The organism is Phytoactinopolyspora limicola, assembly GCF_011320225.1.
Taxonomy (GTDB): domain Bacteria; phylum Actinomycetota; class Actinomycetes; order Jiangellales; family Jiangellaceae; genus Phytoactinopolyspora; species Phytoactinopolyspora limicola.
The window spans coordinates 560,497-572,670 of sequence record NZ_JAAOEN010000004.1 but is presented as its reverse complement, the minus strand read 5'-3'; the positions used below and the strand labels follow the sequence as shown (position 1 = coordinate 572,670).

Annotated in this window: 8 protein-coding genes; 6 read left to right on the top strand and 2 right to left on the bottom strand. The window is 67.4% G+C overall.

What is annotated here, in order from left to right:
- Positions 1-224: 224 nt before the first annotated feature.
- The 3 genes from G8760_RS14010 (at position 225) to G8760_RS14000 (ending at position 4,122) form a co-directional block, all read left to right on the top strand.
- Entirely contained in the window at positions 225-1,229 is a 1,005-nt protein-coding gene (locus tag G8760_RS14010; RefSeq protein WP_166352003.1) for an ABC transporter ATP-binding protein, read from the top strand.
- A 29-nt stretch (positions 1,230-1,258) separates the two neighbouring features.
- A complete protein-coding gene (locus tag G8760_RS14005; protein ID WP_207782338.1) occupies positions 1,259-2,356 on the top strand; it encodes an extracellular solute-binding protein in 1,098 nt (365 codons plus the stop codon).
- Between the two features lie 134 nt (positions 2,357-2,490).
- On the top strand, positions 2,491-4,122 hold the full coding sequence (locus tag G8760_RS14000) for an ABC transporter permease (RefSeq protein ID WP_207782337.1): 1,632 nt from the start codon (positions 2,491-2,493) through the stop codon (positions 4,120-4,122).
- A gap of 85 nt (positions 4,123-4,207) precedes the next feature.
- Here the strand turns inward: G8760_RS14000 and G8760_RS13995 are convergent, their stop codons facing one another.
- The gene (locus G8760_RS13995) at positions 4,208-5,848 is read right to left on the bottom strand and encodes a fucose isomerase (protein ID WP_166351999.1); all 1,641 of its coding nucleotides are present in this window, start codon (positions 5,846-5,848) and stop codon (positions 4,208-4,210) included.
- Positions 5,849-6,138: 290 nt separating this feature from the next.
- Complete coding sequence (locus G8760_RS13990) at positions 6,139-7,104, bottom strand: LacI family DNA-binding transcriptional regulator (RefSeq protein WP_166351997.1); 966 nt, start codon at positions 7,102-7,104, stop codon at positions 6,139-6,141.
- A gap of 456 nt (positions 7,105-7,560) precedes the next feature.
- Between G8760_RS13990 and G8760_RS13985 the strand changes: the two genes are divergently transcribed.
- From G8760_RS13985 to G8760_RS13975, 3 genes are read left to right on the top strand one after another with little or no spacing between them, the layout of a single operon-like run.
- A complete protein-coding gene (locus G8760_RS13985) occupies positions 7,561-8,961 on the top strand; it encodes an ABC transporter substrate-binding protein (RefSeq protein WP_166351995.1) in 1,401 nt (466 codons plus the stop codon).
- A complete protein-coding gene (locus tag G8760_RS13980; protein WP_166351993.1) occupies positions 8,958-10,481 on the top strand; it encodes a glycoside hydrolase family 183 protein in 1,524 nt (507 codons plus the stop codon). The genes G8760_RS13985 and G8760_RS13980 overlap by 4 nt, the downstream gene beginning before the upstream one ends.
- Positions 10,478-12,172, top strand: a complete 1,695-nt coding sequence (locus tag G8760_RS13975) for a DUF4185 domain-containing protein (RefSeq protein ID WP_166351991.1) — start codon at positions 10,478-10,480, stop codon at positions 12,170-12,172. Before G8760_RS13980 ends, G8760_RS13975 begins: the two co-directional genes overlap by 4 nt.
- The last annotated feature ends 2 nt before the right edge of the window (positions 12,173-12,174 follow it).

Here is a 12,174-nt window from a genome sequence, read left to right as displayed (position 1 = left end):
TTTCGTGTCGCCATGGCGACACGAAACCGGCGACGATCACCGGGGATGAGGGCCGAAAACCAACAACGATCACCGGGGATGAGGGAGACGGCGGTTGTTGTTCGTGTCCGGCTCGCCACGTGTTCGACGGCCGTTCAACCAGCGCCGGAACACTCCTGAGTCGAGGGGCAGCGGCCCCACGGGGCCCAACGACGCGCTCCACCGAACAACGGCCAGGAGGCGGCGTGCATATCGAGCTCACGGGAGTGGGCAAGTCGTACGCCGACGTCGTTGCACTGCATCCGGTGGACGTCACCATCGCCGACGGTGAATTCGTCAGCATCCTCGGTCCTTCCGGGTGTGGGAAATCGACGCTGCTGCGCTGTCTCGCCGGGCTTGAGACACCGGAACGCGGCCGGATCACCTTCGGGTCGAAGGTCGTCGTCGACGCCACCGCCAAGGTGATGGTGTCGGCGCGGGCGCGGCGGCTCGGCATGGTCTTCCAGGACCTCGCCCTGTGGCCGCACCTGACGGTGTTCGAGAACGTCGCTTTCCCGCTCCGCGCCCGCCGCGAGACGTCCGACCTTGACGCCGCGGTAGCCCAGGCGTTGGAGTTGGTCCAGCTCGGCGCGCTGGCGCACCGCCGGCCACACCAGCTGTCCGGCGGGCAGCAGCAGCGAGTGGCGTTCGCCCGGGCCGTCGTCGGCCGGCCCGATCTCCTGCTGATGGACGAACCTCTGTCCGCACTCGACGCGTCGCTGCGGGTCGAGCTGCGCGCCGAGCTGGCGGCACTGACCCGAAAGCTCCAGATTACGACGGTCTACGTCACCCACGACCAGACCGAAGCCATGTCGATGTCCGACCGGGTACTCGTCATGTACGACGGGCGGCTGGTCCAGGCCGACGCTCCGGAGACGCTGTATCAGCGGCCCGTCGACACGTTCGTCGCTCGGTTCGTTGGACGCTTCAACACGTTGCCACCACACAGCACACGTACCCCCGTCGCCAGTGGGCGGGTGGTCGGCGTCCGCCCGGAACACGTCGGCATCGCTGATGGCCCCGGCGAGGCCGACACCATCGACATCAAGGCGCAGGTCGAGGCGTGCAGCTACGTCGGGGGCCGATACGAGCTGCGGTGTTCGGTGCCGGACACACCGGACTGGCTGGTGTATGCGACGTCCGGCCGGACACCCGGCGACGTCGTCACTCTCCACATCAGCCACGACGACCTCATCGAGCTCGCCGACTAGCGATCTCACCACACACGAAAGGACACTCCGTGAGGCTATTCAAGCCGGTCATCCGTGCCCGTTTTGCCGGCGTTGTCGCCGGTGGCCTGGCCGTAGCGGTCGCCCTGACCGCGTGCGGCGGCGACGACGGCTCGTCGTCCGATGCGGAATCCACGACGGACGACGACACGACGACGGTCTCCAACGTCGACGAATGGGTGGCGCCGGAGGGCCTATCCGGATCGATCACGCTCTACTCGGCCAACCCGCAAGGCTTGACCGACGAGCTGATCGACGCCTTCGAGGCGAAAACCGACGTCACCGTCGACAAGTACGCCGACGTCTCGGGCCGGATCACCGCCCGGCTGGACGCCGAATGGGACAACCCGCAAGCCGATCTCGTATACCTGGCCTCCTGGGGGCCCGTCGCCCGTTATGCCGGTGAGGGCCAGGTGCGCCCCTATGTTCCTGCGACGGCGTCGGAGGTCAACGACGGCTGGTCCGATCCCGACGGACGGTTCACCGGGAGAGACGGCTCGGCGCTCGGACTGGTCGTCAACACCGAGTTGGCCGACGGTGAACCTACCGACTGGGCCGACCTCGCCGGCCCCGAGTGGGAAGGGCTCGTGACCATGCCGGATCCACGTGAGTCCGGCACCGCCCGGGACCTGATCGCCGCCATGATCACCGACTGGGGCGAGGAGGACACGTGGGCGTTGTTCGATGACCTCTTCGCCAACGGCCTGCACGTCGAGGGCGCCAACGGCCCCGCTCTGGACCGGGTGCTGGCCGGCTCGTACGCGGCCGTGCTGGGTGGGGTCGACTACTCGGGGTACGCCGCGCTGGACGCCGGGGAGTCGGTCGCGGTTGTCCTCCCCGAGAGCGGCACCACGGTGACCCCGCGGCCGGTGTTCATCATGGAGTCGAGTGAGAACGCCGATGCCGCCGAGGCCTTCGTGGACTTCATGTTCTCCGCGGAAGGACAGGCGATCTCGGTTGGCCACTACATGATCCCCGCGCGGCCCGATGTGCCGGTCGGTGGCGGCATGGTCGCCTTCGACGACGTCGCGCAGCTGAACTTCACGTGGGACGAGGTCGGGGCCGCGGGTGCCGACGTCCTCGCCGAGTTCGTCGAGCGTTACCTGTAGCGCGGAGGGGTCGACCAACGATGCCGCCCGCGTCGACCAGGAGAAGTGCAACCGGGCCGCCCGCCCCAGCTTCAGGGGCGGGCGGCGGCCGCCGGCCGGGTAGCCGTTGGAGGTCGCCGGTCGGCCTCGCCTCGGTGGCGTCGCTGCTGCTTCTAGGGGTGCTCGTCGCCTGGCCGTTGTTCCTGGTGGTGGTGCGGGCCGTCACCGGGCACCGGGGCCAGCCGGGTGAGCTCGGCGCGCTGCTGGAGTCCAGCAACCTCGAGGTCGTCACCAATACGGTTGTGCTCGGCCTGATGGTCATCGTCGTCGCGACGCTGCTGGCCGCACCGCTGGCGTTTCTGATGTCGCGTACCCGGTTCCGACGGTTCGGGTGGATCGACGTCGCCGTCCTGGTGCCGTTCATGACGCCCCCGTACATCAGCGCGCTGGCGTGGATGGAGTTCACCCGGCGCGGCGGCCTGGCCGAGAGTTGGCTTGGTCCGGTCGGTGGGCTGGTGCAGGACGTCTTCGCCACTCCTGCGGGGATGGCCATCGTTATGGGGTCGGAGGTCTTTCCCTTCCTGTACCTGATCCTGCGCAACAGCCTGGACCGGGTCGGAGCGACTATGGACGAGGCGGCATCCGTCCATGGGGCCTCGGTGTGGCGCCGGTTCGGCAAAGTCCTCGTGCCACTGATCTCCAGCGGCTACTCGATGGGTATCCTGCTCGTCTTCGTCCGCGCCGCCGGGGAGTTCGGGACGCCGGTGACGTTGGGCAACCAGATCGGCTTTCCGGTCCTGGTCAGCAAGATCCACGAAGACGTCACGATCGATCCGCTGAACTTTCCGCACGCAGCCGCGATGGCCAGCATCCTGCTGGGGATCGGGATCACCGTCTGGGCAGTCCAGCAGTGGTTCGTGGCGCGGCAGGCCGATCGGACGGTCGGCATCCGGGCGCAGCGGATGACCACCGTTGGGTTGAAGCCGTGGGCGGTGGCCGTCGCCTGGTGCTGGATCGGGTCCACCATGGTGGTCACCGCGGTGCTGCCAGGTTTCGTCGTCGTCACCGGAGCTTTGACGAACCTCCGCTCGCGCGGTGTGGCGTGGGACAACCTCACCCTCGACCACTTCGCCGACGTCCTGACTCCCGGCGGGGGTGGCATGGACGCACTGACGACCAGTGTCTGGCTCGCGCTGGTGGCCGCGACCGTCACGACGATCCTCGGTACGATGTTCGCGCTGCTCACCAACCGGCGGCGGACGGCGACAGCGCGGGGCATCGATTTCTTGTCCGTGGCACCCGACACCGTGCCGACCATCGTGCTCGCGCTGGGATTCATCTTCCTGTGGAACGCCCCGTGGATGCCGTGGAGCCCGTACAACACCTACGGGATACTCATCCTCGCCTACGTCGTCATCTTCCTGCCGCTGGTGATCCAGAACGTCAAAGCGGTCCGGATCCAGATCAGCGACCGGCTACTCGAGGCCGCCGTCGTCTCCGGCGCGAGCGGGTGGACAAGCACCCGGCGGGTGTTGTTGCCGCTGCTCATGCCGGGTGTGGTGGCTGGTTGGTTGCTGGCGTTCGTGATCGGGATCCGCGAACTGGTGGCGTCGAGCCTCGTGCGGCCGCCCTCGGTCAACCTCGTCTCGCCGTGGATCCTGAACCAGTTCGACCAGGGGAACCGGCCGCAGGCGATGGCCATGACCGTCATCGTCATCTTCACCAGTACGGCTGCCATTCTCCTGGTGGACCGCTGGCGGGTCCGGCTTCGCAACCGGCAGCTGTAATGGAGTTGGTGCACCGGCGGAGCGGAGTAGGTGTCGCCCTGGCAACACATCCATCACTCCGCCGGTGCACCAACTCCACTCCGTCCTAGCTGAGCGTGGTGTCGCCACACACGTGGACGGTCAGACCGAGGGCGTCGAACATGGCGGCCTTGACGGTCATGGCGCGGTCGGCCGCCTCGGCGGTGGGTGTATAGGCGACCTGGATGTGGTTGGCCTTGTGCCGGGCCATGAACTGGTCCCGCGACACGCCATGCAACACCGCATGCATGATGGGCCACTCCGGGTTGGTGGCGTCCTTACGCCGGCGGGTCTCGTCGTCGGGTAGCGACACAGCGGAACCGCGCCCAATATCCACCTGGAGCACTCCCTCCGCGATGTACACGCGGGACCAGACGATCTCGCCCGCCTTAGAGACACCGTTGATGGTGCTGCCACCAGCGGGGAAGAAGACCGGATTCTGCCGCCAGCCCTCCGCGGAGGCGTAACCGTCCTCGAAGTGTGACGGCGGGACGGACCCGGAGATCTCGAACACCCACACGAACTGGCCGTCGTAATCCTCGCCCCAGCGCACGTCGTGCAGCGTGGTCGCCGGGTCGAAGCCCATCGCGGTCCAGATCCGGTTGGTCACCAGGGCGTCGACGGCGACTCCTTCGTCGGCCTCGTTGAAGTGGGGCAGCGGGCGGCCTTCCCACAACACTCGCTGGCCGTCGCGGCTGCGTACCGGTGGCCGTTCGACGTTGTTGAGCAACCCCTCGGCCAGGTCCGATGCTGGTGCGAGATCTTTGAGCCCTTGTTGGTATTGGATGCCTACCGCATCCAGTCCGAAGTCGTCGGCGATGCGCAGCGCAGCGATGTACATCTTGTACTGCCAGCGCAGCTGGGTCTCGGTCAGCTCGGTGGCCTCGTCGGTGCCGAGCCGGAAGGTCATCCCCGCGTCGGCCAGCCAGTTGCCGACGGCGTCTGCCTCGGCGTCGGGGACGGTCTGCATCTCCGCCCACAGTGCGCTCTGCGACAGCCGTTCCTTGTAGATGCCGGTGTGGTTGAGCAACTCGTCGTCGAAGATCGCGTTGTACATACCCATGCAGCCTTCGTCGAACACGCCGATGATCGCCTTCTCCCGCAGGAGCTGGTCGGCCAGCGTGTAGCCGAGTTCTCTCTCCGGGCTGGCCGGTAGGGGCGGCAGCGGATGTACATGGGAGTCGTCGTGGGTGATCGTGCCGGTCTGGATCCATGAGCGGATGGCGTCCTGGAACCACTGGTCGGTCCCGTCGACGGTCCAGATCGTCGAGTAATCCCGCCCCATCTTGGTCAGCCCGGAGTTGAGCCCGAGCAGCCCGACGAGTCCGGGCCAGTCGCCGGCGAAGTTCGCCGCGGTCAGGATCGGGCCCCGGTGGGTGCGCAACCCGGCCAGGACGTGATGGCTGTATTGCCACACCGCCTCGGCGACGATCAACGGCGCGTCCGGGGGAATGGCGCGGAACACCTCGAGGCCCATGCGCTGGCTACTGATGAAGCCATGCCCGGTTGCGGGATCGACGTCGTTGGCGCGGACGATCTTCCAGCCGTGCGTCGCGAACGTATCGGTCAGGATCCGTTCCAACGCGACCTGCGTTGGCCAACCGGCGATGTTCGCGGACTCACGCAGGTCGCCGCTGGCGATCAGGTACGCCGTCTGCGCGGGAGCGGCAAGCGTCGGGGGCGACTGTGGCACGGCGTAAGGGGACATGCGGCTCCTCGAGTGTGTCCGATCGGTCCGTGGATACGGGATCCAGGTCCGATGTCATGGGCGTCACTTTGTTGGCTCAGGGCCGTGCCGCGGAGGCGTGCGCCCCGCCTCGTGTCGCCGGGTAGGAGATCGCGGAAGGCGAGCTGCGGCACGCGCTCAGAATGTCAGAAATCGATTGCTAAGGCAACCGTGCCGCTCCGAGGTCTGGTGGATCCTGCGCACTGGTCGGGTGATCGTTGCCAGTTTCGTGCCCGCTGACCAGTGGAATCAGCGGCAGAATGCGGCAACCATCACTGGGGCGCTGGGGGCGGCTCGGGTTGCACGATACGAGGTGGCGCGTCGAGTCCGCGGATGCGTTCGACGAGCATTCGGGCCGCCGTCAGGCCCATCTCCCGTGGGTGCAGCGGAGTCAACGAAATGTCCGTGGTTCGCGACGTCGCGAACGGTAGATCGCCGATGATGCCTACGCCGAACTGGTCGGCGGCGCTGTGTTCGGCGAGGGTCTTCAAGACGCCGACCCCGACGAGGTTGTTGGTGGCCAGCACGGCATGCGGCGGCGGGTCCAAGGCCAACAGGGATTGCATCGCCGCCTGGCCGCCGTCGACCCGGAAGTTGGCATGAACCAGCAACTCGTCGTCGGCGGTGAGCCCCGCTTCGGCCATGGCCTGGCGCCATCCGGCGGCACGATCCGCAGCGGTGCTCGTGGTGGCCGGGCCGGTGACGCAGGCGATGCGAGTATGGCCGTCGGCGATGAGGTCGCGGGTGGCGCGGCAGGCCAGCCCTACGTTGTCGAAGGTGACCTGATCAACCGCGTCCGGCACTCTGCGGTCGACGACAACGATGCCACGCCCGCGACTCATCAGCGCCCCGAGTCGTGGACTGGTGCTCGCGGGTGCGATGACGACGCCGGCCATGTTCTCGCTCTCGGCGATGGTGAGGTAGCGCTCTTCTTTGGCGGGGACGTCGTCGGTATTACACAGCACGACGGAGTACCCGGCATCCTGGGCGACATCTTCGACACCGCGGGCCAGCGAGGTGAAGAACGGGTTCTCAATGTCGGGCAGGACCAGGGCGATGACGTCACTGTGCCGCCGGCGCAGGGACCGCGCGGTGCGGTCGGGGGAGTAGTCCAGTTCGTCGACGGCTTGGCGTACGGCGACGGCCAGATCGTCACGCACCTGTTTGCCGTTGAGTACCCGCGAGACCGTCGCGGTAGAGACACCTGCCCGGCGGGCGACGTCAGCGATGCGTGTCATGGCCGGATCACTCCTTCGCGTTCTCGCGCAAAGCCTATGGGTACTCGTCGCCACAAGGAGGCGTGCTGCGCCGATGTGATGGCCATAAGGAGGCTTGTGGTTGCCAGGGCGACAGTAAGGAAGCTTATGGCGACCGGGGTTGAGCAGTAAGGAGGCTTGTGGTTGCCAGGGCGACAGTAAGGAAGCTTATGGCGCCCGGGTGGGGGCCGTAAGGAGGCTTGCTGCCGGCGATGGGGCGGTGGCGGTGGGTGGGGCGCCGGGGTAGGGGCGGCGGGGTGGTGGCGCCGGGGTAGGGGCGCCGCTGCGGTGGTCACGATTCGGTGTCGGTATCGCTAGGTCGGCTCGATTGCCCTTACTCTGTCATCTCAGTAATCGATTACTCGACATCTAGATCGGGTATCCGGGCGACCCAGCCGGCGTCCCGCTCGTGCACGGAATCATCAAAGGAGGATGGGCGTGAGGAGAAGGCACCGGAGAAGAGTGGGCGTCGCCCTGGCCGTGGGCGCGGGGCTTGTGCTCGCGGCTTGCGGGAGCGGCACGCCTGGCCAGCCGGCCGGCGGCAACGATCCGACCAGCGGCGGCAACGATCCGACCAGCGACGGTGATGTCGGCGGCGACGATGCCGCGACGGCGGTCGTCGTCGAAATGTGGCAGAACCAGTTCAGCGAGGCGGACAACGCCTGGTACAAGTCGAAGGTCGACGCATTCAACGCCGCCCAGGACGACGTGCAGGTCAAGCTCACCGTGGTACCCGGCGACGCGTGGGAGCAGAAGCTGAAAGCCGCCCAAGCCGCCGGCAACGCACCAGACCTCTACACGATGAACTACTCCGCGGTTCTCCCCAAAGCCCGCAATGGTGAGCTGGCCCCCATCACCGACCTGATCGACGCCGACCGGTGGGCGGATCTCGACGAGCGCTTCCTCGATGCGGTCACCGAAGGAGCGGAGCACTACGCGTATCCGATGCTGTACGAGCCCAGCTCATTGCTGTTCTACCGGACCGATCTGTTTGAGCAGGCCGGGCTGGATCCGGACTCGCCACCGGAATCGTGGGCGGAGCTGATCGACGCCGCGACGGCGCTCAAGGCGGCCCATTCCGGCATCGTCGCGTTCCAGACCGCCCAGACCGGGATCGAGCTGTCGTGGTCGACGTGGGGTCTGCAGATCAACGCCACCGGACACTTCCCGATCAGCGACGACTGGTCGACGTCTCTCGCGGACGACGACGGCTACCGCCAGCTGCTGGAGACCTACCAGCGGCTGGCCGCGGATGGCCTGTTAGCCAAACAGCCGCTCTCGCCGTACGGCGACGCTCAACCACTCGGTGAGGGCAAACTCGCTATGATGGCCACGGGCTCATGGGCGATCAGCCAACTGCTGCTCGACTACCCCGACATCATCGACGACATCCAGGTCGCGCCGCTCCCGTCACTGGACGGCGACCTGACGAAGACCACCGGCACGCTGGGTGGCTGGTCGCTGGGGGTGGACGCCAAGTCCGAGCACCCGACTGAAGCCGCCCGGGCTATCTCGTGGCTGCTCGCGGAAGACGTCGACGTCCCACTGGACTACTTCGACGGCACCAACTACACCAAGTTCTCGCCGCGAGTCTCGGTGACCGAGGCCATCGCCGAGCGCGACACGTCGGTGAACCCGTGGCTCGACGTCATGACCGAAGAGGTGGTGCCCTATCAGGTGCTCGAACCCACGTACGACTGGGAAGTGAGCCTCGCCTTCGGCGCCGCCATGGAGAAGGCGCTGCAGGGCCAGGACATCGAGGACGCACTCGAGACCGCACACGCGGACATCACCAAGCTCATCGCCGATCTCGGGCTGGCCGATCGGAGGCAGTCATGACACGACGGGAATGGTCGGTGGGCGCTGGGGCGCTCGCCGTCAGCGGCGGCCTGGTGCTCGCGCTCGCATCCGGGGGTGCACCAGCGACGGCGACGACGGCGCCCACCCCGGCCGTCGTCGTCAGCAAGATGACCGGCCCGGGATCGCTGAGCAACACCCACACCGCGTGGGGTATCTACGGCACCGATCTGGGTGTGATGTGGGACAACGGCGCCGGGGAGGTGCTCGTCGCGCTGGGTGACACGTTCGGCAACGCGTGGACGCCACCTGGCGGCAACGGCAACGACTGGCGTAGCCAGGTCTTGTTGCGCAGTACGGATACCAACCTGGCCGACGGCATGACGTTCAGTAGCGCGGCCGAGGACTTCCCTGGGCATGCCAAGGAGCTGATCCCGAGCCAGAAGATCGACGGTGTGGAGATGACCGTGATCCCCACGGCCGGGGTGTCGGTCGGCTCGCGCCAGTACCTGGGGTACATGTCGGTGCGGCAATGGGGGCCGCCAGGGGAGTGGGACACCAACTACGCGGCGATCGCCTACTCCGACGACAACGGTGAGAACTGGGTGACCGCCGGCGGGCCGCAATGGGACAACCCAACCGGCAACAACCCGTTCCAGATGGGTGCCTTCGTCCGGCATGGCGGTTACGTCTACCTGTTCGCGACCCCGAACGGCCGCAACGACGACGCCTATGTGGCGCGGGTATCGGAGAACTCGGTCCTCACCAAGAGCGCCTACACCTACTGGAACGGCTCGGCATGGGTGAGTGGTGCGGACACCCAGGCGGTGCCGGTGATCGACGGACCAGTGGCGGAGCTGTCGGTCCGCTACGACCCGGAGCGGCAGAAGTGGATCACCGTGTACATGCGGGGCACCGACATCGTGTTGCGCTCCGCGGATACTCCCACCGGTCCGTGGAGTTCACCGCAGGTGGTGGTGAGCGACGCGGACTATCCGGGGCCGTACGGCGGGTTCATCCATCCGTGGTCCAGCGGCGACGACCTGTATTTCGCGTTGTCGCAGTGGAACCCGTACAACGTCTACCTCATGCGAGTGACGCTGGACGGCAACGCCAACGTCGTCCGGCCCAACCTGGTGGCCGATCCAAGCTTCGAACGGCAGACCGGATCGGGTGTGTCGGCGCCCTGGGCCTGCCAGGGCAACTGCGGGATCGACGCGAACATCTGGGGGATGAGCGGAGACCGCAACGGTTTCGTGCGGTTCAACTCCGGCTGGCATGACCTCCATCAGGTCGTGTCGGTGACGCCGAATACCAACTACGAGCTGACCGCCTGGTTGCGGACGTCGCCGAACAACGACAACGGCTTCGTCGGGGTCCGTTCCGTTGGGGGCCCGCCCATAGCCGAGGCGAACTTCACCTCGGTGGGTGCGTGGACGAGGTATACCGTGTCGTTCAACAGCGCACAGCACAGTTCGGTCGAGGTGTTCGCCGGGATCTGGACCAACAACGGCGACATGTGGTTGCAGCTGGACGACGTGGCCATCGTCGAGGTGCCGTGACCGCGGTGCCACCGGATCCGCCGCTCGATCCGCCAGCCGCGACCGAAGGCTGGGACTTCTTCGCCGTGGCCGACCTGGAGGTGGCCGCATCGGTCGGGTCGGCCAGCGACGGCGATCTATGGCCGAGCACCTGGGCCGACGACGGCCACCTGTATGCCGCGTGCGGGGACGGGCTCGGGTTCGACCTGGCCGCGCCGTGGTCGGACATCGTCGTCAACCGGATCGAGGGCACCCCGGAGACGGGACTGACCGGGACCCGGCTCGCCGCCGGGCGCGACGTGTCACCGGTCTGGACCGACCCGGAACGGTTCAACAGCAAACCGACCGGCATCGTCGCGGTCGATGGAGACGGCGACGGCCGCGACGAGCTCTACCTCGCGGTGCAGGACCTCCGGTTCGGGCCGGACGCGAGCGCCTTCAACGAGGCGCCCGCGGCCGGCATCGTCCGGTCCGACGATTACGGCCGCACGTGGCACGCGCCACCACGGCCGATGTTCACCGATCACACGTTCACCACGGTCATGTTCCTGGACTTCGGCCGCAGCAACGCGGCGTCGGGCCGGTTCGGTCCCGCGCGGTACGTGTACGCGTACGGCCTGGATCACAACTGGCGGGCGTCGTATGACGGCTGTGTACCCGACCCTGAGCACCTTTACCTGGCGCGGGTTCCCGCAGCGGCCATTCAGGACCGTCGCGCGTGGGAGTTCTTCACCGGCCGGACCGGCTCGGCGTGGAGCGCGGACATCGCCGACCGGGTGCCGGTGTTGTCTGACCGGTCCCGCCGCCATGTCGGGCTGACGGTAGCCGGCCCGAGCGGGGCGACGGTGCTCTCGCAGGGTGGTGTCGTCTACAACGCGCCGCTCGACCGGTTTCTCTATTCGAGCTGGTCGGAGTACACGATCGAACTCTACGAGGCGCCCTTGCCGTGGGGTCGGTGGCGGCACGTGATGAGCCGCGATTTCGGACCCTATCCATGGGTAGGCCCGGCTGGCGCGGTGCCGCGGCATGGCGGCTACGGCACCACCATTCCGTCGAAGTTCATCAGTGATGACGGCCGCGATCTGTGGTTGCAGTCGAACTGGTTCTGGCGGGCGTCGACGTTCGAGGGCCGCACCTACCACTACGCGCTGCGCCGGCTGCGGTTGGAGCCCGCGTCGTGGGTGGTCGGTGCCCGGCCGAGGGCCCAGCCGCCCGACGGTACCAACCTGGCCACGCCCGGCATGGGAGCACATCCAGTGGCGACGGCATGCCGGTCCGGCCGGCTGGAGGTGCTCAACGACGGCCGCACCGACGTGGGCGAGGACAGCTGGAACGGTACCGCCAAGCTGGTTGACCACTGGGGATACACGTGGGCGCGGCCATTGCGCATGAACGAGCTGGTCTACGTCAGCGGGCCGTACGACGCCAACGGTGGATGGTTCGCGCGGCCGCCTCGGGTCGAGGTCAGGGTGGACGGGAGATGGATCGACCCGGGTGCTCGGATCGGCCCGGAGTATCCGCCGGACTCGCGGGCGACGGGTGGGCGGGAGTACGTGTTCGAGTTCGCCACGGTGCAGGCGGATGGTATTCGGCTGGTGGGGGCACCCGGTGGCTTCGACTCCTACTCGGCCATCAGCGAGCTTGCGGTTTTTCACCGTGGCCGGCCGTCGGCGATGCACGCCGTCGCGAGCCGTGGCGGCCGGGACCTTTGACA

Coding starts and splice junctions, on each gene's coding strand:
- G8760_RS13990 (WP_166351997.1), bottom strand. CDS start 7,104: ATGACACGCATCGCTGACGTCGCCCGCCGGGCAGGTGTCTCTACCGCG.
- G8760_RS13980 (WP_166351993.1), top strand. CDS start 8,958: ATGACACGACGGGAATGGTCGGTGGGCGCTGGGGCGCTCGCCGTCAGC.
- G8760_RS13995 (WP_166351999.1), bottom strand. CDS start 5,848: ATGTCCCCTTACGCCGTGCCACAGTCGCCCCCGACGCTTGCCGCTCCC.